The sequence below is a fragment of the Burkholderia sp. Ac-20344 genome (assembly GCF_017104975.1).
GTDB lineage: Bacteria > Pseudomonadota > Gammaproteobacteria > Burkholderiales > Burkholderiaceae > Burkholderia.
On record NZ_JAAGPP010000030.1, the window covers coordinates 1 to 19,701 of the forward strand.

The 19,701-nt window shown below is 69.6% G+C and carries 17 protein-coding genes; 9 read left to right on the top strand and 8 right to left on the bottom strand.

Annotated elements, in window-relative coordinates:
• The 3 genes from G3N64_RS12630 to G3N64_RS12640 form a co-directional block, all read right to left on the bottom strand.
• A partial coding sequence (locus G3N64_RS12630; RefSeq protein WP_205784260.1) for an ATP-binding cassette domain-containing protein occupies positions 1-298 on the bottom strand: 298 nt, incomplete at its 3' end.
• Between the two features lie 11 nt (positions 299-309).
• Positions 310-2,121 (bottom strand): ABC transporter permease, encoded by a 1,812-nt coding sequence (locus tag G3N64_RS12635; protein WP_205784305.1) that lies wholly within the window; start codon positions 2,119-2,121, stop codon positions 310-312.
• A 40-nt stretch (positions 2,122-2,161) separates the two neighbouring features.
• Positions 2,162-3,355, bottom strand: coding sequence for an ABC transporter substrate-binding protein (locus G3N64_RS12640; protein ID WP_011356128.1), 1,194 nt, complete (start codon positions 3,353-3,355; stop codon positions 2,162-2,164).
• Positions 3,356-3,710: 355 nt separating this feature from the next.
• Here G3N64_RS12640 and G3N64_RS12645 point away from each other — a divergent pair, with 355 nt between their 5' ends.
• From G3N64_RS12645 to G3N64_RS12660, 4 genes are read left to right on the top strand one after another with little or no spacing between them, the layout of a single operon-like run.
• Entirely contained in the window at positions 3,711-4,733 is a 1,023-nt protein-coding gene (locus tag G3N64_RS12645) for a LysR family transcriptional regulator (protein WP_205784261.1), read from the top strand.
• On the top strand, positions 4,730-6,154 hold the full coding sequence (locus G3N64_RS12650; protein WP_205784262.1) for an NAD(P)/FAD-dependent oxidoreductase: 1,425 nt from the start codon (positions 4,730-4,732) through the stop codon (positions 6,152-6,154). Before G3N64_RS12645 ends, G3N64_RS12650 begins: the two co-directional genes overlap by 4 nt.
• 45 nt (positions 6,155-6,199) lie before the next feature.
• Positions 6,200-6,730 (top strand): hypothetical protein, encoded by a 531-nt coding sequence (locus G3N64_RS12655; RefSeq protein ID WP_205784263.1) that lies wholly within the window; start codon positions 6,200-6,202, stop codon positions 6,728-6,730.
• Positions 6,727-7,320 (top strand): peroxidase-related enzyme, encoded by a 594-nt coding sequence (locus G3N64_RS12660; protein WP_205784264.1) that lies wholly within the window; start codon positions 6,727-6,729, stop codon positions 7,318-7,320. The genes G3N64_RS12655 and G3N64_RS12660 overlap by 4 nt, the downstream gene beginning before the upstream one ends.
• A 54-nt stretch (positions 7,321-7,374) precedes the next feature.
• On the opposite strand, the gene G3N64_RS12665 is transcribed toward G3N64_RS12660, so the two are convergent.
• The gene (locus G3N64_RS12665) at positions 7,375-7,806 is read right to left on the bottom strand and encodes an Lrp/AsnC family transcriptional regulator (RefSeq protein ID WP_006479718.1); all 432 of its coding nucleotides are present in this window, start codon (positions 7,804-7,806) and stop codon (positions 7,375-7,377) included.
• Between the two features lie 303 nt (positions 7,807-8,109).
• Here G3N64_RS12665 and G3N64_RS12670 point away from each other — a divergent pair, with 303 nt between their 5' ends.
• Both G3N64_RS12670 and G3N64_RS12675 read left to right on the top strand, forming a co-directional pair.
• A complete protein-coding gene (locus tag G3N64_RS12670) occupies positions 8,110-9,189 on the top strand; it encodes an ornithine cyclodeaminase (protein WP_205784265.1) in 1,080 nt (359 codons plus the stop codon).
• Between the two features lie 59 nt (positions 9,190-9,248).
• Entirely contained in the window at positions 9,249-10,250 is a 1,002-nt protein-coding gene (locus G3N64_RS12675; protein WP_205784266.1) for an arginine deiminase-related protein, read from the top strand.
• Positions 10,251-10,403: 153 nt separating this feature from the next.
• Here the strand turns inward: G3N64_RS12675 and G3N64_RS12680 are convergent, their stop codons facing one another.
• From G3N64_RS12680 to G3N64_RS12695, 4 genes are all read right to left on the bottom strand, one after another.
• A complete protein-coding gene (locus tag G3N64_RS12680) occupies positions 10,404-13,154 on the bottom strand; it encodes an Hsp70 family protein (RefSeq protein WP_205784267.1) in 2,751 nt (916 codons plus the stop codon).
• A 5-nt stretch (positions 13,155-13,159) separates the two neighbouring features.
• A complete protein-coding gene (locus G3N64_RS12685) occupies positions 13,160-15,001 on the bottom strand; it encodes an Hsp70 family protein (RefSeq protein ID WP_205784268.1) in 1,842 nt (613 codons plus the stop codon).
• Positions 14,998-15,600 (bottom strand): DUF2760 domain-containing protein, encoded by a 603-nt coding sequence (locus G3N64_RS12690; RefSeq protein WP_205784269.1) that lies wholly within the window; start codon positions 15,598-15,600, stop codon positions 14,998-15,000. The genes G3N64_RS12685 and G3N64_RS12690 overlap by 4 nt, the downstream gene beginning before the upstream one ends.
• Before the next feature lie 250 nt (positions 15,601-15,850).
• The gene (locus G3N64_RS12695) at positions 15,851-16,291 is read right to left on the bottom strand and encodes an Rrf2 family transcriptional regulator (protein ID WP_205784270.1); all 441 of its coding nucleotides are present in this window, start codon (positions 16,289-16,291) and stop codon (positions 15,851-15,853) included.
• A gap of 140 nt (positions 16,292-16,431) precedes the next feature.
• Between G3N64_RS12695 and G3N64_RS12700 the strand changes: the two genes are divergently transcribed.
• The 3 genes from G3N64_RS12700 to G3N64_RS12710 all read left to right on the top strand — a co-directional run bounded on the left by G3N64_RS12700 (position 16,432) and on the right by G3N64_RS12710 (position 19,680).
• On the top strand, positions 16,432-17,346 hold the full coding sequence (locus G3N64_RS12700; RefSeq protein ID WP_205784271.1) for an NAD(P)/FAD-dependent oxidoreductase: 915 nt from the start codon (positions 16,432-16,434) through the stop codon (positions 17,344-17,346).
• Between the two features lie 114 nt (positions 17,347-17,460).
• A complete protein-coding gene (locus tag G3N64_RS12705; RefSeq protein WP_205784272.1) occupies positions 17,461-18,420 on the top strand; it encodes a LysR family transcriptional regulator in 960 nt (319 codons plus the stop codon).
• A gap of 129 nt (positions 18,421-18,549) precedes the next feature.
• Positions 18,550-19,680, top strand: coding sequence for a DSD1 family PLP-dependent enzyme (locus tag G3N64_RS12710; RefSeq protein ID WP_205784273.1), 1,131 nt, complete (start codon positions 18,550-18,552; stop codon positions 19,678-19,680).
• Positions 19,681-19,701: the final 21 nt, after the last annotated feature.

The window sequence follows — 19,701 nt, forward strand, 5'->3', positions numbered from 1 at the left end:
TCACGCTCAGGTTGCCGAACACGCGGCCGTGCTGGAACGTGCGCGCGATGCCGAGCGCCGCGAGCCGCTCGGGCGCCGTGCCCGTGATGTCGCGGCCGTCGAACGTCACGCGGCCGGCATCGGGCCGGTCGGCGCCCGCGATCAGGTTGAACAGCGTCGACTTGCCCGCACCGTTCGGGCCGATCACGCTCAGCAGCTCGCCGTCGGCGAGCGTCAGGCTCGCGCCGTCGAGCGCGGTCACGCCGTCGAAGCGGCGCGTCAGGCCCTGCACGTCGAGCAGGGGTCGGGTCGTGGTCATCGCGACTCTCCTCACACCGTGCCGAGCAGGCCCTGCGGCCGGAACCGGACGAGCAGCAGCAGCACGAGGCCGTAGATCAGCATCCGGTAGTCGGCCGCCCAGCGGAACAGCTCGGGCAGGCCGATCAGCGCAATCGCGCCGGCAACGCCGCCGAGCACGTTGCCGAGCCCGCCGAGGATCACCATCGTCAGCGCGAGGATCGACACCTGCGAATCGAAGGTCTGGTGATTGATATAGCTGTACAGGTGCGCGGCGATCCCGCCGCTCACGCCGGCCGCGACGCCGCCGACCGCGAACGCGATCGCCTTGTAGCGGTTCGGCGCGATGCCGTGCGCACGGGCGGCGACATCATCCTCGCGCACCGCGCGCAGCGTGCGGCCGAGATGCGAACGCAGCAGCCGAACCTGCACGAGCGCGAACACGACGAGCACCGCGAACGTGAACCAGTACGCGGCACGTGCGGTCGTCGCCCACGGCAGCGGCGCGATGCCGGTGATGCCGAGCGGGCCGCGCGTGAGGCCGTCCCAGTTCAGGATCACGAGGCTCACCACTTCGCCGATGCCGAGCGTCGCGATCGACACGTAATGCCCGCGCAGCCGGAACGCCGGATAGACGAGCAGCGTGCCGAGCACGGCGGTGATGACGCCCGCGCACGGGATCGTCACGGCCGGCGACCAGCCGAGATCCGACGACAGCAGCGCCGACGCATACGCGCCGATCACGAGCAGCGCCGCGTGGCCGAGCGAGATCTGCCCGACCGTGCCCGCCACCAGCGTGAGGCTCAGCGCGAGCAACCCGTACAGCCACGCGTTGGTCAGCGTCTGCAGCACGTACGGCGATGCACCGAGCCACGGCAGCACGGCCGCCGCCACGATCAGTACGACGAGCACCGGGCGCGGCACGCGCACGGCCTTCGCGGCCGCGAGGAAGGTTCCCGTCATCGGCTCGGGCGGCAGCGCGCGGTTCGCGCTGAACAGCCCGTTCGGCCGCCATACGAGGAACACGATCAGCAGCCCGAACGCGAACAGGTCGCGATAGCTGGTGCCGAACAGCGCGACGCCGTAGCTTTCGACGAGGCCGAGCAGCAGGCTGCCCGCGATCGCGCCCGGCACGTTGCCGAGCCCGCCGATCAGCAGCGCGACCACGCCCTTCAGCGTGGCCTGGAAGCCCATCGCCGGATCGATGCTGTTGTAGTACATGCCGACCAGCAGCCCGCTCACGCCGCCGAGCGCGCATGCGATCGCGAACACGGTCTGGTTCACGCGATCGACGTCGACGCCCATCTGCAGCGCCGCATCGCGATCCTGCGCGGTCGCGCGCACGGCCCAGCCGAGCCGCGTGAAGCGCAGGAAGCCGTACAGCAGCGCGGCCGCCGCGATACCGATGCCCGCGATCAGCAGGTCGAGCGAGCCGAGCGTTGCGCCGGCAATTCGCAGATGCCAGTCGGGCAGCGGCGTCGGCACCGCGCGCGGGTCCGCGCCGAATGCGAGCTGCGCGAGCTGGTCGAGGATGAAGCTGATGCCGATCGTCGCGAGCAGCGGCGCGATGCGTGCCGCGTGCCGCAGCGGCCGCAGCCCGATCCGTTCGATCGCGACGCCGAGCGCGCCGCAGCCGATGACGACCGCGGCAAGCGCGACCGGCAGCGGCAGCCCGAAGCGCGTCAGGCACAACCAGCCGATGAACGCGCCGACCATGTAGACCGAGCCGTGCGCGAAGTTGATCAGGTGCGACACGCCGAAGATCAGCGCGAGCCCGACCGCGAGCAGCGCGTAGATGTTGCCGACGATGAGGCCGTTGAGCGTGTAGTCGAGCCAGGAAGCCATCACGATGCGTCCGTTACGTACATGCTGTTCAGGGCCGGGGTCAACGCGCGGCGAGCTGCGGCTTCGCGCCATCCCACAGCGCCCACTGCCCCTGCTTCACGACCAGATACACGGTGCGTGCGCCCGCGACGCGGCGCGTCTGCGGATCGAAGCGCACCTTGCCGAAGATCACGCTCGGCACGTCGCTGATTTTCGCGAAGCCGTCGTGCGCGGCCTGGCGTGTCGTGCCGTAGCGGCGCAGCACCTCGGCCGACAGGATCAGCGCGTCGTACGCACGCGCGACGAACGAATCGGGATCGGCATGGAATTTCGCGCGATAGCGCTGCACGAACGCCTGCACCTCGGGGCGCGGCTCCGCCGGGAAGAAGTTCGATTCCGTATAGACGCCATCGACGGCCGCGCCGCCCAGCTCGAGGAATTTCGGCGAATACACGGAGCCGACCGCCGCGATCGGCAGCGTGACGCCCGACGTGCGCGCCTGCCGCACGATCTGCGCGCCGTCCGCGTAGTACGAGATCAGCACGATCGAATCGGGCTTCGATGCACCGATCCGCACGAGCGTCGAACGGAAATCCTTCTCCGTCGGCTGGTAGCCTTCGGCCGCGACGACCTGCGCGCCGAGCCCGGCCACCGCCTTCGCGAAGATGTCCTTGCTGGTGCGGCCCCAGTCGGTGTTCAGGTACAGCACCGCGATCCGCTTGAAGCCGAGTTCCTTCACCGCGTAGCGTGCGAGCAGCGGCTGCTCTTCGGCCTGGCTCAGCGCGGTGCTCCACAGATAGTCGCCGCCCTTCGTGAAGTCCGGATGCGAGTTCGTGAAGCCGAACTGGATCAACTGCCCGCGCTGGTAGATCGGCGACGCGGCCATCGACGTCGCGCTGGAGAAATCGCCCAGCTCGATCGCGATGCGCGGATCGGCGACGAACTTCTGCGCGATCGCCACGGCCTGACGCGGGTCGCTGCGGCTGTCCTGGAAGTCGACCGCGAGCGGCCGGCCGTGAATGCCGCCGCTGCCGTTGATCTCGTCGAGCGCGAGATCGAAGCCGCGCTTCCATTGCTCGCCGTACTGCGCGTCCTGGCCCGTGAGCGGCCCGCTCACGCCGATCACCACCGGCTCGCCCGATACGCCCGCCGCGAGCGCACCGCCCGTCGACAAGCCCCATGCGGCAGCGAGCGCCGCCACCGTGCCCAGCACGCGCCGCCATGCGCCGCGTGCGTCGTTCCCCGAAACGTTCATGCGTCCCCCAGCTTCAGTCAGTCGAAAAGAGTGAGGGCATGTAACCATCCGGTTCAGGACGATCCAACGAAGTTTTGCGCATATCGATATCGTGCGCGGCGCGAAGCGGGCGATGCTCGCGAACGGCCATCCGCACACCCCGTGTCGCACGATGCATCGGCATGCATCGCATCGCGTTGATTCGATTGGCGTTTCGTTCACGTCACCCGTCGCTACCGACGCTCACGCGCGCACCACCGGCCATCGCGACGATCGGGCGCTTCGAAGTTTTCGCGCGGTCGATAGCAGGAATCATTATATTAATCACGCATGCTATGAATCCTACAATGCGCAAATCGCATTATCGGAAGGTGTCATGGAGCTGCATCAACTCGAAGCCTTTTCCGCGGTCATGTCGGCCGGCAGCGTGACCGGCGCGGGCGAACTGCTCGGCCGCTCGCAGCCGGCCGTCACGCGGCAGATCCAGGAGCTCGAAGCCGATCTCGGCTACGCGCTGTTCGACCGGCACGGCCCGCGCGTCACGCCGACGCGGCGCGCCTTCCTGCTTTACGAGGAAGTCGAACGCTCGCTGGTCGGCCTGCGCGCGATCGAGGCCCGCGCACGGGCGCTCGGCGATGAAACCGCCGAACCCGTGCGCATCGCGGCGACGCCTTCGCTCGCGGCCACGCTCGTACCGGCCGCGCTCGCCGCGCTGCCTGACCATGCGCACGCGCCGCACTACCAGTTGCGCAGCGAATCGGCCGAGCATGTCGCGCACGAGGTGCTGGCCGGTACGGCCGATGTCGGCGTCGTCACGCTGCCGATGGCGCACGCGGGGCTCGACGTGCACTGGATCGCGCAGACGCCGTGCGTCGCCGTGCTGCCCGCCGGCGACCCGCTCGCGGCGCAGCCGCGCATCGCGCTGCGCGATCTCGCGCAACGCCGCATCGTGACGGTCGCGAACCGGCACCGGCTGCGCCAGCGGATCGATGCGGCATTCGCGGCCGCGCGGGTCGACGCGCGCGTGTTCATCGAAACCAATGCATCGCTGAATGCGGTCATGGCCGCGCGCGCGGGCATCGGGATCGGCATCGTCGATCCGGCGACGGGTGTCGCGCTGCCGGTGGACGGCGTCGTCGCGCGAGCGCTCGACGTCGACATCCCGTTCGCGTTCGGCGTCGCGACGCCGGCCGGCAAGATGCGCACGGCGGCCGTCGATGCGCTGCTCGACGCGCTGCGCCGCACGACGCGCGCGCTGCTCGACGACGTGATCTTTCACGAAGCGGCCGCGCACGACGCGCTGTTGCGTGGCGACCGGCTGCGCAGCGAACGCGGCGGCCGCACGCCGCCCGCGCCTCGCCCGACCCGCCCCCGCCGTTCGCGCAAGGAGGCCGCATGACGACCTCGCTCGACGCACTCGAAGCCCGGCTCGCGCAAGACCTGCGCTGGCTCGACCTGCCGGCTCCATCGTGGGTGCCGCCGCGCGAGGCCGACGGCACACGCGTGCTCGACGTTGCGATCGTCGGCGGCGGCATGGCCGGGCTCGCGGCTTCCGCCGAACTGCGCCTGCTCGGCATCGACAACCAGTGCGTGATCGACCGCGCGCCGGCCGGCTACGAAGGCCCGTGGGTCACGTTCGCGCGAATGGACACGCTGCGCTCGCCGAAACCGCTCGCGGGTCCCGCGCTCGGGCTGCCTGCGCTGACGTTCCGCGCATGGTTCGAAGCGCAATACGGCCGCGACGCGTGGGACGCACTCTACAAGATTCCGCGCACGCAATGGATGGACTACCTGCGCTGGTATCGGCGCGTGCTCGACCTGCAGGTGCGCAACGACACCACGCTCGTCGCGCTGCGCCCGCGCGACGACGGCCTGCTCGCACTCGACGTGCGCGGCAACGGCGAAGCGCAGACGCTGCTCGCGCGGCACGTGGTACTCGCAACCGGCCGCGACGGGCTCGGCGGCCCGTACGTGCCGCCCGTCGCGCAGCGCGCGCCGCGCGCGCGCTGGGCCCATTCGTCCGAGCCGATCGATTTCGCAGCGCTCGCGGGCAAGCGCATCGGCGTGGTCGGCGCGGGCGCGTCCGCATTCGACAACGCGGGCACCGCGCTCGAAGCCGGCGCCGCACGCGTCGACCTGTTCTTCCGCCGCGCGGACATTCCGCGCATCAACAAGCTGACGGGCATCGGTAGCCCGGGCCTCGTGCACGGCTACGCCGATCTCGACGACGCGACGAAATGGCGCTTCATGCATTACGCGCTGACCTCGCAGACGCCGCCGCCGCGCGACAGCGTGCTGCGCGTGTCGCGTCACGCGCATGCGCATTTCCATGCGGGCAGCCCGATCGAGACGCTCGCCGAACACACGGACGGCCTCGACGTGACGACGCCGCGCGGCCGCTACACCGTCGACTTCCTGATCTTCGCGACCGGCTTTCATTCGGACTGGACGACCCGCGCGGAATTCGCGTCGTTCGGCGCGCAGGTGCGGCGCTGGAAGGATCGCTATCGACCAGAGGCGGGCGCGTGGCTCGACGAGCTCGCCGAGTCGCCCGATCTCGGCCCCGCGTTCGCGTTCCAGGAGCGCGAGCCCGGTGCGTGCGCGGCCATCACGCGGATCCACTGCTTCAACCATGCGGCGAGCCTGAGCCACGGCAAGCTGTCCGGCGATATCCCGGCCATCAGCGCAGGCGCCGAGCGGCTCGCGCGCGGCATTGCGAGCCGGCTATTCGACGCAGATCGCGATCGCCACTACGACGCGCTCGTCGCGTATGCAAACGCCGAACTGCAAGGCGACGAATGGCGCGACGCCGATGCGTGAGCGCGCGTCCATCGATCACATTGACGACGAAGGGAACCTGAAACGATGACTGAATCCATCACGCCGGCCGGTGCGCCGGACACGATCGATGCGATAGCCGGCCTGCGCGACGGCGATGCGGTCGCCACGCTGCGCCGCGCGCGCGAAAAGGTGCTGCTTCATACTCGGCTAAGCGAGGCTGCGCTGTTCGATCCCGCGCTGCCCGATCTTTCGCTTACCGAACGATTGCACGTGGCCCGGTATGTCGCACAAAAATCGAATGCATCGGCACTGGCCGAGACTTATCGCGCACGACTGGTCGAGGCAGGCGGCACGCTCGACGATATCGCACACGCGGACGCCGATGCGTTCGACGCACTGCCTCGACGCACCGGCGCGATCCTTGCGCATGCGCGCCTGCTGACGCTTTCCCCCGTCGATGCACGCCCGTCCGATCTCGATGCGCTGAAGTCCGCCGGACTCACGACACCCGCGATCGTCGCGCTGTCGCAGCTCGTTGCGTTCGTCGCGTATCAGCTGCGCGTCGCCGTTGCCGCGCAAGCGCTTCAGGCACGTGCCGCCAAGGAGGCCGCATGACGACGACCGCCCACGGCTTCACGTCCGACACGCTCGGCTGGCGTGCCTGGCTCGACACCGTTGCGCTCGACGCCGCAACACCCGATCAGCTTGCCGTGCTCGAAGCGAGCCACCCGCACGCGAAGACGTCCGACTATTACCTGCTGCTCGTCCATCTTCCCGAGATCCTGCGGCAACGCTCGGGCGTATTCAACGCGATCATGTACGGCCCCGGCGGGCTATCGCGCGCGGAGCGCGAACTGGCCAGCACGGCCGTGTCGCGCGTGAACGGCTGCGTGTATTGCGCATCCGTGCATGCGCAGCGCTTCACGCAGCTCGCGAAACGCACCGACGCGATCGAGCAGGTGTTCGCCGATCCGTCGACGGCCGGCACGACGGCGCGCGAACGCGCGATCGTCCGCTATGCAATCGCGCTGACCGAGCGGCCGGATTCGGTCGACGCGCACGATATCGCCGCGCTGGAAGCCGAAGGGCTGACGCATGAGGAGATTCTCGACTTGTCGCACGCGGTCGCGATCTTCGCGTGGGCGAACCGGTTGATGTTGACGCTGGGCGAGCCGGTGTTTCCGGAGCCGGCGGCCCACGCCTGAAGCCTGGGCAACCCGAACCTGTACGCAGGCTGACGCGGGGGCCACCCGCCCGCGTCACGCCTTGTGCGTCGACAGCAGAATACTCGTCTCGGTATTCGCGATCCCGTCGATCAACCGGATCGCACCGAGCACGCGATCGAAGTGCTCGAGCGAATCGGCATGCAGCTCGGCGACGAGATCCCAGCGCCCGTTGGTGCTGTGGATCGACGCGACGTTCGGATGCCCGCGCAGCACCTTCACCACTTCCGCGCCGCGATTGCCCTGCACCGCGATCGACATCAGCGCGCGGATCCGGTGCCGTTCCGCCGCCGGCTTGAGCCGCACCGTATAGCCGACGATCACGCCGTTCTTCTCCAGCCGCGTCAGCCGGTTCTGCACGGTCGCGCGCGCGACGCGCAATTCCTTCGCCAGCGCGACGACGGGCAGTCGCGCGTTGTCGCGCAGCAGTGCGATGAGCTGCCGGTCGACGTCGTCGAGCGTGATCATGAACGGGGCTTCCTGTTGAACGTGACGAACGCGAGCGGGCCGCCAGCGCCCCGGAGAGCGCGCATTCCGACCCACATGAATTGAACACATTGCCAAATCGGCGTAGCAATGTGTCAAGTCTATCGAGAAATCTGCCACTTTTGCCGTCTTTTTGTTGGCTCGACTCCCGGAAATAATGACTTCATCGACCGGCAGACCACGCCGCCACGCCGCATTTGATGGAGCCGGGGCCCGGGCCGAAGCGCCCGCCCGGTCGACCAGAACGCCGGACACGCGTACCGGCAACACAATGGAGACAGACCGATGACCCGCTTCCTCGACGTTCCCGCCACCGCCCGCCTGATCGCCCAAACCGGCGTCACGACGTTCCTGCGCGAACTCGTCGACACGCTGCGCGCCGATTACCTGCACTGGGCCGATTTCGACAAGTCGCCGCGCGTCGCGTGCCACTCGCGCGACGGCGTGATCGAACTGATGCCCGTCGCGAACGCGTCGCTGTTCGCGTTCAAGTACGTGAACGGCCACCCCGTCAACGCCGCGCGCGGGATGCACACGGTGATGGCGTTCGGCGCGCTCGCCGAAGTCGATACCGGCTACCCGCTGCTGCTCGCCGAACTCACGCTGACCACCGCGCTGCGCACGGCCGCGACGTCGGTGCTCGCCGCCCAGGTGCTCGCCCGCCCCGATTCGCGCACGATGGCGCTGATCGGCAACGGCGCGCAGAGCGAATTCCAGGCGATCGCGTTCCACACGCTGCTCGGCATCGACGAAATCCGCGTGTTCGACGTCGATCCGCGCGCGACCGACAAGCTCGTGCAGAACCTCGCCGCGTACCCGGCGCTACGCATCGTGCGTGCCGCGTCGACCGCCGACGCCGTACGCGGCGCCGACATCGTGACGACCGTCACCGCCGACAAGGCGTACGCGACGATCGTCACGGCCGACATGATCGAGCCCGGCATGCACCTGAACGCCGTGGGCGGCGATTGCCCCGGCAAGACCGAACTCGAGGCGGGCGTGCTGCATGCGGGCCGCGTGTTCGTCGAATTCGAGCCGCAGTCGCGCATCGAGGGCGAGATCCAGCAGATGCCGGCCGACTTCCCCGTCACCGAGCTGTGGCGCGTGCTGCAACGCGAGACGACCGGCCGCGAACGCGCGGACGAAGTGACGGTGTTCGACTCGGTCGGCTTCGCGCTCGAGGATTACTCGGCGCTGCGCTACCTGTATGCGCTCGCGCAGCAACACAACGCGGGCGTCGAGATCGCGCTGATTCCGCCGGCCGTCGACCCGAAGAACCTGTTCGCGCTGATCGACGACCCGGCCGCGATCGCGCAGGGTCATGCGGCGTACGCGACCGAGGCCGTCGCCGCGCTCGCACGCTGACCGTCATCCCCGGGCGGCTCGTGCGCCGCCCGGCCCCTTGCCTTTCGCTCCTGCCTTCCATGAATCTCGTATCGATCCAGGCGCCGGCCGCCGTCGTGATGATCCGGCCGCACCGCTTCCTGCCGAACCCGCAGACCGCGGCCGACAATGCCTTCCAGCGCACGTCCGGCGGCGTGACGAGCGACACGTCGTCGGTGTCGGCCGCCGCGCGCGACGAAGTCACGGCCGCCGCGCAAACGCTCGCCGACGCGGGCGTGCGCGTGCACGTGTTCGACGACCACGGCGAGCGCGACACGCCCGACTCCGTGTTCCCGAACAACTGGTTCTCGACGCATCCGGGCGGCCACGTCGCGCTGTATCCGATGCATAGCCCGAACCGCCGCCGTGAGCGGCGCGCGGACGTGATCGAGATGCTGAAGGCCGAATATCGCGTGCAGGACGTGATCGACTACTCGGGGCTCGAATACGACGACGTGTTCCTCGAAGGCACCGGCGCGATGGTGCTCGACCACGTCGCGCGGATCGCGTACACCGCGCGTTCGCGCCGCGCCGATCCGGTCGCGCTTGAACGCTTCTGCACGAACTTCAATTTCGAGCCGATCTGCTTCGATACGGCCGATGCCGACGGGCGGCCGATCTATCACACGAACGTGATGATGAGCGTCGCGACGGAGTTCGCGATGGTCGGCCTCGAACTCATTGCCGACCGCCGCCGTCGTGACGAAATCGCGCAACGGCTGGCCGAAACGGGACGCGCGGTGATCGCGCTCGATGCATCGCAGATCGCGAACTTCGCAGGCAATACGCTGGAATTGTCGGGCAAGGAGGGACGTGTGCTCGCGCTGTCGCGGCGCGCGTACGACTGTCTCACGCCGATGCAGCGCGCGACGATCGAGCGTTCCGCGCACCTGCTGCCGCTCGACGTGCCGACGATCGAACTGGCCGGCGGATCGGTGCGCTGCATGCTGGCGGGGATTCATCTTGCGCGGCGGGCAAGCGCGCCGAACATGATAGCCGTGAAGTCGACCGCATCGCCACGCGAGACGGCGCCACAGATGTGATCGGCAGGCTCGCAACGCACAAACGGCTGCCGATGCGATGCAACGGCAGCCGTTTGCGTATTCGAAGGACGTTGAATCAGCGAGCAACATCACGCATCGGCAATCCCGCGAAATGCTCCGGCATCCGAATGATGCCGGAGCACACCGCGCCACTCATGCCGTGATCAGCTTCAACCCCGCCGGCAGCGTTTCGCCGAACACGCGCACCGTGTCGGCTTCGTCGAACGCGATTGCCTCGCGCACCATGTCGATCCATGCCGCCGACGCATTCGCGGCCGACAGGCGCTTGATCACGGCCTCCCGCGTGTCGTCCGGCAGATCGCGCGAACGGTCTCCGGTCATCCGCGCGATCTGTGCCGCCGCGAACGCGGCCGGTTCCACCTGTTTCCAGTCGAGCGCAAACAGCGCATCGAGCCAGCCGTTGGCGACTTCGGCCGGCACGACACTGTGCGCGCTGCCGTAGAACGGTCGGCGCGCGCCGATGCGCCCGAGTGCCCACGCACACAGCGCACGCTCCGGCGGCTTCTGCAATTGCGCGATCAGGCGCTCGGCCAGTTCGACCTTGCGTTCGACGGGCAGCCGCTCGAGCGACGCAGACAGCCGCGTCATGTCGGCCGGCCCGACCTTGCCCGGATCGAACGGCAGCTTGCGCCGCTTGTCGTCGGTCGGTTCGAGGAATGCGATCGCGTCGCGCACCTGCGTCTGCGCGTCGTCGTCGAGGCCGCCGGCCACGCGCCGCCACAGCGTCCACCACTCGGACCACACCTGAGCGTCGGTCACGTATTGAATCCCGTCGTCGAACAGCGGCCACAGCTGCTCGATGCGCCAGGCGTCGAGCGGATGCCCGAAGCCCGGGCGCAGGCAATAGCCGGCGAGGTTCAGCCACGCACGCTCGTGATCGGCCGAGCGTCGCCGCCGCCGTGCGCGCGCGAGCAACGCATCGAACAGTTCGCGCGCGAGCGCGACGTCCCACTCTTCACGCGCACCGAGCACCTGTTCGAGTTGCGCGCGCAGCCGGCGCGTGTCTTTCGGCGTGACGTCGGCGGCCTTGCTGCCGAACGAGCGCTCGATCAGCTCGATCGCCTGGTCGAGCCGTGGATGCCGCGCGAGCGCAGCGTCGTCGCCCTGCGCGGGCGTATCGCCACGCAACTGGAATTCGAGCCGCCAGCGGCGCGCCGCATCGTCGGTCGCGATGCAGTGCATTTCAAGCGTGCCGACCTCGGTCAGCGACGCCGTGAGCTTCACCGGCGTTTCGCGCGCGTCGCCGCCCGCTTTCGCGTCGACGACCGTCGCGATCGGCGGCAGCCGCACGAAATCGCCGCCGTCGAGATCGACGAGATCGCCGGGTTGAACCCTGGTCTCGGCCACCGTCGATACGAGGTGGAAACGCACCGGCTGCCCGAGCTGCAGCGCGAACGTGCGATCGTCGAGCCGGATCTCGCGCCCCTCTTCCGCACCGCGCGGCAACAGGCAGACACCACGCGCGGCGGAATCGGCCGCGCCATCGTCGAGCACGAGGAAATAGCTGCGCGCGGAGCCGCCGCCGATACGCGGCGCATGCCCGGCGCGCGCGAGCCCGTAGGCCGCCGCGCCGCGAGCGACGGCCACGTCCGGATGCGCGTTGTGCAGCACGTCGAGCGGCGCACCGCGCCACGCGCCGAGCGTCTGCGCGAGACGGCCGGCGAGCGCGCCCGCGCGGAACACGCCGCCGTTGAGCAGCAGCGTGTCGGGCAGCGGGCCTTCGGCATGACGATTCAGGAACGCGGCGACGTGCCGCGTGACGGCCGCGTCGCTCGCATACGGCAACCCGAATTCGACGATCGCGGCGCGCGCACGGCGCGGCAACTCGCCGGCGCCGACCTGCGGAAAGAAGCCGTCGACGACGATCTGCTCGACTTCCTGCCGCGTCAGCTCGGCCGAACGCGCGCCGCCGACGAGCTTGCTGCCCGCGCCGAGCAGCGTGACGTTGACGGATTCGGGTGCATCGTCGCCGAGCAGCCGCTCCTTCGCGGCACGGCAACGCTCGACCAGTTGCGACAGGCTCGCGGCGGACAGCCGCGTGCCGGGCTCGGTCAGCCGCGTCTCGACGAGGCGCGCGAGCGCGAGATCCATGTTGTCGCCGCCGAGCATCAGGTGGTTGCCGACGCCGACCCGCGTGAAAATCGGCTCGCCGTCGTCGCCCGGCGCGACATCGACGAGCGTCAGGTCGGTCGTGCCGCCGCCGACGTCGCAGATCAGCACGCGCCGCGCGGCGGCGAACGTGTCGCGCAGCGTAGCGCGCTGGCCGTACAGCCAGTCGTAGAACGCGGCCTGCGGCTCTTCCAGCAGCCGCAGCGCGGGCAGCTTCGCGCGCCGCGCAGCCTCGACCGTCAGTGCGCGCGCGCCGTCGTCGAACGACGCGGGCACCGTCAGGATCACGTCCTGCTTCGCGAGCGGCGCGTCGGGAAAGCGGGCGTCCCACGCGTCGCGCACGTGCGCGAGATAGCTCGCGCTCGCATCGACCGGCGACACCTTGTCGACGCCGTCGGTCGCACCCCACGGCAGGATTGCCGCGAGCCGGTCGACCGACGCGTGCGACAGCCAGCTCTTCGCGCTCGTGACGAGCCGGCCCGGCACCTGCGCGCCGAGCGTGCGCGCGTAGCGGCCGATCACGGCCGGTGTCGCACCGGCCGCGTTCGCGTTCGCTTTCGCTTCAGCCGCCCAAGGCAGCCGCAGCGTGTCCGGCGGCAGCTCGCCCGCCGCCGGGTGATAGCGCACCGACGGCAGCAGCGGCTGTGCCGCCACCGCGCCGGGGCCGACCAGCTGCTCGACGTCGAACACGCGGATCGCGTCGGAACCGGCCTCGACGTATGCGACGACCGTATTGCTCGTGCCGAGGTCGATCCCGACCGTATAGCGCTTCATCGCGCTCAGGCGGCGCCGCGCACGTCGAACTCGACCTTCCAGCGCTCGTCCGTGCCGCTCGGGATCGCCTCGAGTTCGAGCGTGCCGGCCTCGGTCACGCGCGCATGCAGCTTCACGGGCACGACCTCGCCGACGGTGCGCCCTTCGGCGGGCAGCGTCGCCTGGATTTCTTCCAGCTCCTGCAGCTCTTCCGGCGACCAGTAGTCGAGTAGCGTGCCGACCTGATCCTGACGGCGCACCGACGAACCGAAGAAGCGGAACTGCACCGGTTCGCCGACGACGAGGCCGAACTCCTGCGGCGGCAGTGCCGCGTCCGAGCCCTCCTCCATCCCGAACGGCGCGACGCACAGCGCCTGCACCGGCGGTTCGAGCCCCGGCACCGCGGGCATCGCCGATTCGATCGCGACGTAGTACGCACGCGCCGTGCCGCCGCGAATGCGCACGCCACGGCCGCGCTTCACGAAGCCGTAGTACGCCGCGCCGCGCGCAACCGCGAGATCGAGATCCGCGCCTTCGAGCAAGCGCGCCGGCGGCGCACCTTCGGCGGCGAGCCAGCTGTTGAGCGTGTCGAGCACGCGCTGCGTGAGCAGCGCCGACTTGAACACGCCGCCGTTGAACAGCACGGCGGTCGGATGCAGGAACGTCGCGCCCTGCGGCAGCGTGCGCTGCACCCCTTCGAGCGAGTCGAGCGCCGCGACTTGGCGGCCGAGGAACGCCGCGAGATGACGCGTGATGCCCGCGTCCTGCGCATACGGCAGGCCGAGCTGCGTCAGGCCGACGCGCGCGCGGCTCACCGGGCGCGCGGCTGCATCGACTTGCGGGAAGAAGCCTTCGAGGATCGTCTGCGTGAGTTCCGCGCGCGTCAGCTCCGTGCGGATCGACCCGCCGATCAGCTTCGAGCCGCGGCTCGGCACGACGAGCGGCACCGCGTCGGTCGTCGGGTCGGACAGCAGCGTTTCCTTCGCGGAACGGCACGCGTACGTGAGCGCGCGCAGTTGCCACGGATCGGCCTGCGTGCCTTGCTGCGCCAGCTTGCGCGCGACCACGTGCGCGAGCGCGAGGTCCATGTTGTCGCCGCCGAGCAGGATGTGCTCGCCGACGGCCACGCGATGCAGTTCGAGATTGCCGTCACGCTCGACCACCGCGATCAGCGACAGGTCGGTCGTGCCGCCGCCGACGTCGACGCACAGGATCAGGTCGCCGACCTGCACCTGCTTGCGCCAGCCGCCCTGGCTCTTCTGGATCCAGCTGTACAGCGCGGCCTGCGGCTCCTCGAGCAGCGTCATCCGCGAGTAGCCGGCCGCGCGGGCGGCCTCGGCCGTCAGTTCGCGCGCGGCCGGGTCGAACGACGCGGGGATCGTCACCGTCACGTCCTGGTCAGCGAACGGCGCGTCGGGATGCGCGTGGTCCCACGCTTCGCGCAGGTGCGTCAGGTAGCGGATCGAGCTTTCCAGCGGCGACACGCGCGACACTTCCGGCGGCGCATCGCTCGGCAGGATCGCCGCGCGGCGGTCGACGCCCGGATGGCACAGCCAGCTCTTCGCGCTCGACACGAGGCGGATCGGCGTGCCGGCGCCGCGCGTGCGCGCCATCTCGCCGACCGCGAAACCGCGCGAGGCCGTCCACGGCAGCGTCAGGTCGCCCTGCGTGAGTTCGCTTTCATGCGGCAGGTAGAGGAACGACGGCAGCAGGTCGCGCGACTCCAGCGCGCCGGGCGCGGTGAGCTGCGCGATCGGCAGCACCTGCTGCGTGATGGTTTCGCCGTCGCTCGCGGCGCTGTCGACGTACGACAGCGCGCAGTGGGTCGTACCGAGATCGATACCGATCGAATAGCGCGGATCGCTCACAGTTCCACCTCCGCCGGTGCGACGACCGACGCGTCGTGGCTGCCCGTCAGCTTCGGCAGGCGCACGTCGGCGACACGCCAGCCGCGATGGCTGACGGTGCCCGTGAACGGCGCGGCGCCGACCACGTTGCCGGTCACGCGCACGGCCGTCGCGTCGAAGCCGGCGGGCAGCGTCACGCGGCTGCCTTCGGCTTCGTCGCGCACCGGCACGATCGTGAAGTGTTCGCGCAGCGCGGCACGGCAGCCGTCGTGCACGAGGCGTGCGGCCGCGCCGATGTCGGCGTCCGCGTAGCCGGCGATGTCTTCCTCGACGAAGTCGATGAAGCGCGCATCGCGCTGCAGTAGGCCGAGCAGTTGCAGCGCAGCCTGCGGGCTCGCTTCGCGCAGCTCGGGCGCCGGCGCCTTCACGGGCGCGGCGGCGGGCGCCGGGGCCGGGGCCGGGGCCGGGGTCGGGGTCGGGGTCGGGGCAGCGGCGGGCGCCGGGGCGCCATCGCGCACGCGCAGCACGCCAGCCGCGAACTCGCGGTTGCCGAGCACGGAGAAGAACGTGCCGACGGCCAGCGACAGCCGGCCGAAGAAGGACAGGTTGGATTCGGGCATGGGGTCTGGACTCCTGTGGGCTCGCGACACGGCGAGCGTTCTTGCCTGGGCGCCGGGCGGCGGCGTGCGGATTGCGCACCGCCGCCGCCCGGCGCGTGATTCGGTCGCGCCCTCGCGGGTGCGGAAAACCCGTATTTTGCCCTGTGGCGGGCGAACCGGGCAGAAGTTGGGGGACAGAACATCGCGGCGCAGCGTTTTCGGCCGAGCAGGATCGCCCGTCAGGCGCGCCCGGCCGCGATGCTGCAGCGCGTCAGCGCGGCTTGCGCCGCTTCGCGTGCTTCGCTTCGAAATCGCGCGACAGCATGCCGAGCGTGACTTCGCCGAAGCGGGTGAGCAGTGTCGTCTCGGCCTCCTTCAGCGTGGCCGACAGGTGCGCGTTGACGGCCTGCTCGACCAGGCATTCGGCCTCGTCGTCGGTGACGAGATCGGAGAACAGCGGCGGCTCGCCCACCGCGCGATAGACGTCGAGCAGCGTGATGTCGTCGAGCGCGACGCTCAGCGCCCAGCCGCCGCCATGCCCCTTCTCCGACTGCACGTAGCCGCAGTCGCGCAGGCCGCCGAGCAGGCGCCGCACGACGACCGGGTTCGTGCACAGCATCGTCGCGATCGCTTCGGACGTCATCGGGCCGTCGGCCTGGTCCAGGTGGATCAGCGCATGCAGCATGCGCGACAAACGGCTATCGGTTCTCACGGGCGGCGCCCTCTCTCTCGAAACTTCTGAAGTTGCATGAATGATACCATCGCCCTATCATGCAACTTCTCGTGTTTCATGAGTTGGCCGCCATCGGAGCACGTCCGTCATTCACGCAAGTTCAGGAAAGGAGTGGGTGCATGCATGACCATCATGAAGTGATCGTGATCGGCGGCAGCTTTGCGGGGCTGTCGGCCGCGATGCAGCTGGCGCGGGCGCGCCGCCGCGTGCTCGTGATCGACGCCGGCCGGCCGCGCAACCGCTTTGCCGCGCATGCACACGGCTTTTTCGGGCAGGACGGCAAGCCGCCCGCGCAGATCGTCGACGAAGCCGCCGCGCAGCTCGCCGCGTATCCGACCGTGCAGCGGATCGCAGGCGATGTACGCACGGCCGAACGCGATGCGGACGGCCGCTTCCACGTGACGCTCGCCGACGGCAGCCGTGCGAGCGCCGACCGGCTGATCCTCGCGACCGGCATCCGCGACGAACTGCCGGCGCTGCCGGGGCTCGCCGAGCGCTGGGGCGTCAGCGTGCTGCATTGCCCGTATTGCCATGGGTACGAGGTGAGTGGCCAGCGGCTCGGCGTGCTCGCCACGCATCCGCTGTCGGTGCATCAGGCGATCCTGATTCCGGACTGGGGCCCGACGACGTGGTTCACGCAGGGTGTGGTCGATGCGAATGAAGAGGAAGCCGCATTGCTCGATGCGCGCGGCGTACGCATCGAGCGGTCGCCGGTCGTCGAGATCCTGGGCGATGCGCCGCGTATCGACGCGCTGCGGCTCGCCGACGGGCAGGTCGTGGCGATCGATGCCCTGTTCGTCGGCGCCCGCACGGCAATGGCGAGCGATCTCGCGCAGCAGCTCGGCTGTACATTCGACGACGGGCCGCTCGGCCCGGTCGTGCGTGTCGATGCGGGGAAGCAGACGAGCGTCGCCGGCGTATTCGCGGCCGGCGACGCGTCGACACCGATGACCAACGCGACGTTCGCGTCGGCGTCGGGCGTGATGGCCGGGGTCGCCGCGCACCGGTCGCTGATTTTCGGGCTCGGCCGGTAACGGGGCGTGGAGTCGCGGGCCGCGTCACTCGAAGCGGCGATGCGATCCGGTTCGATGCGTTGCCAACGCGATCCGAAGCCGCATCGATGGATTCGCGTCCCGATGTGAGGTTTAATGCTCGACACACTCAGCATTAAGAGACATGAAATGCTCGACCTCGACGACCTTCGACTCGTACGCGCGATCGGCACGTCGCGCTCGCTGGCTTCTGCCGCGCGATTGCTCGATCTCACGCCGCCCGCGGTCACGATCCGCCTGCAGCGGATGGAGGCGCGATTGAACGCACGGCTCGCCGTGCGGCAACCGAAAGGAATCACGTTGACCGACGAAGGGCAACGGCTGTACCAGGAAGCCGTCGACATTCTCGAGCGCGTAGAGGCGTTGCCGGTCAGCATTGCGGGCGACCACGGCGACGTGCAGGGCACGCTGCGCGTCGTCGCCCCGCTCGGCTTCGGCAGAAAGTACGTCGCGCGGATCGTGCGCGACGTGCAACGCGCGCATCCGAAGCTGGACATCGCGCTCCACCTGTCGGAGAGCCCGTTGACCAGCGCGTCGGGCGCCGACGTGGTCGTCCATGTCGGCAGCCTCAAGTCGTCGTCGTGGATCGGGTATCCGCTCGCGCCCAACGAACGCTTCCTGTGCGCGAGCCCCGCCTACGCGCGTCGCATCAAGGAACTGAACCATCCGTCCGACCTGGCCCGCTACGACTGCCTGTGCCTGCGCGAGAACGACGAGGACATCCCGCGATGGCGCTTCTCGCCACGCGGCGGTGCCAAAGGCGAGCCGCGACGGTCTACCGTGATCCGCGTCACGGGTGCGCTGTCGTCCAACGACGGCACCGTCATCACCGATTGGGCGCTGGCGGGGCTCGGGATCGTCGAACGCTCGGAGTGGGATGTCGCGCCGCTGCTGGCAAGCGGCAAGCTCGTCCGGTTGCTGCCGGACTGGAATCTGCCGCCCGCGCCGGTAACGGCACTGCTGCCGTCGCGCACCGGCCGTTCCGCGCGGCAACGGGTGTTCCTCGAAGCCGCGACGCGGTTTCTGAGCCCGCCGCCTTGGCGCGCCAAGGCATGAGCCGCGCCACGCGTCCACACGATCCGGTCGATTAAACAGCGTTTAATGCCAGATTAGCCATGCGTTAAACACGCAGCCCGTCGACGCCTCTACAGTGTTCTCATCTGCAACCCTCCGAGGCAACGCATCGTGGACCTTCAAACCCTCAACACCCCGGCCGCCCTGATCGACGTCGGCCGCATGCGTCACAACATCGACCGCATGCAGGCGCATCTGGACGTGCTCGGCGTCAGGTTCCGGCCGCACGTCAAGACCACCAAGTGCACGCACGTCGTCGATGCCCAGATCGCGGCTGGCGCGCAGGGCATCACCGTGTCGACGCTCAAGGAAGCCGAGCAGTTCTTCGCGCACGGTATCCGCGACATCGTCTACGCGGTCGGCATGGTGCCCGCGAAGCTGGGCCAGGCGCTCGCGCTGCGCCGGCAGGGTTGCGACCTGAAGCTGCTCGCCGACAGCCTGCCGGCCGCGCACGCGATCGCCGCATTCGGGCGCGCGCATGGCGAGCGCTTCGAAGTGTGGATCGAGGTCGACGTCGACGGCCACCGCTCGGGGATTCCGCCCGACGCCGACTTGCTGATCGACGTGGGCCGCGCGCTGGTCGACGGCGGGATGGTGCTCGGCGGGGTGCTGGCGCACGCGGGCTCCAGCTACGAATACAGCACGCCCGAAGCGCTGGCGGCCATCGCCGAGCAGGAACGCAGCCGCACCGTGCGGGCGGCGGAGCGCCTGCGGGCCGCCGGGCTGCCCTGCCCGGTCGTGAGCATCGGGTCGACACCCACCGCCCTCGCGGCGCAGAACCTCGACGGCGTTACCGAGGTGCGCGCCGGCGTGTACGTGATGTTCGATCTCGTGATGCACAACATCGGCGTGTGCGATCTGTCCGACATCGCGCTGTCGGTGCTGACCACCGTCATCGGGCACCAGGAAGAAAAAGGCTGGGCGATCGTCGACGCAGGCTGGATGGCGATGAGCCGCGACCGCGGCACGCAGCGCCAGGCGCACGACTTCGGCTACGGGCAGGTCTGCACCGAACACGGCGACGTGCTCGGCGACTACGTGATGAGCGCCGCCAACCAGGAGCACGGGATCGTGTCGTGCTCGGGCTCGCCCGACGCCGGCATCGCGCAACGGTTTCCGATCGGCACCCGCCTGCGCATCCTGCCGAATCACGCGTGCGCCACCGGTGCGCAACATCCCGAATATCAGGCGATCGGCAAAGACGGCGGCGCGCAGACGTGGCCGCGCTTCTACGGGTGGTGAACCCGACCGCGCATCCGCGTC

Coding starts and splice junctions, on each gene's coding strand:
- G3N64_RS12705 (WP_205784272.1), top strand. CDS start 17,461: ATGCTCGACACACTCAGCATTAAGAGACATGAAATGCTCGACCTCGAC.
- G3N64_RS12645 (WP_205784261.1), top strand. CDS start 3,711: ATGGAGCTGCATCAACTCGAAGCCTTTTCCGCGGTCATGTCGGCCGGC.
- G3N64_RS12670 (WP_205784265.1), top strand. CDS start 8,110: ATGACCCGCTTCCTCGACGTTCCCGCCACCGCCCGCCTGATCGCCCAA.
- G3N64_RS12690 (WP_205784269.1), bottom strand. CDS start 15,600: ATGCCCGAATCCAACCTGTCCTTCTTCGGCCGGCTGTCGCTGGCCGTC.
- G3N64_RS12655 (WP_205784263.1), top strand. CDS start 6,200: ATGACTGAATCCATCACGCCGGCCGGTGCGCCGGACACGATCGATGCG.
- G3N64_RS12650 (WP_205784262.1), top strand. CDS start 4,730: ATGACGACCTCGCTCGACGCACTCGAAGCCCGGCTCGCGCAAGACCTG.
- G3N64_RS12680 (WP_205784267.1), bottom strand. CDS start 13,154: ATGAAGCGCTATACGGTCGGGATCGACCTCGGCACGAGCAATACGGTC.
- G3N64_RS12660 (WP_205784264.1), top strand. CDS start 6,727: ATGACGACGACCGCCCACGGCTTCACGTCCGACACGCTCGGCTGGCGT.
- G3N64_RS12675 (WP_205784266.1), top strand. CDS start 9,249: ATGAATCTCGTATCGATCCAGGCGCCGGCCGCCGTCGTGATGATCCGG.
- G3N64_RS12640 (WP_011356128.1), bottom strand. CDS start 3,355: ATGAACGTTTCGGGGAACGACGCACGCGGCGCATGGCGGCGCGTGCTG.
- G3N64_RS12700 (WP_205784271.1), top strand. CDS start 16,432: ATGCATGACCATCATGAAGTGATCGTGATCGGCGGCAGCTTTGCGGGG.
- G3N64_RS12635 (WP_205784305.1), bottom strand. CDS start 2,121: ATGGCTTCCTGGCTCGACTACACGCTCAACGGCCTCATCGTCGGCAAC.
- G3N64_RS12665 (WP_006479718.1), bottom strand. CDS start 7,806: ATGATCACGCTCGACGACGTCGACCGGCAGCTCATCGCACTGCTGCGC.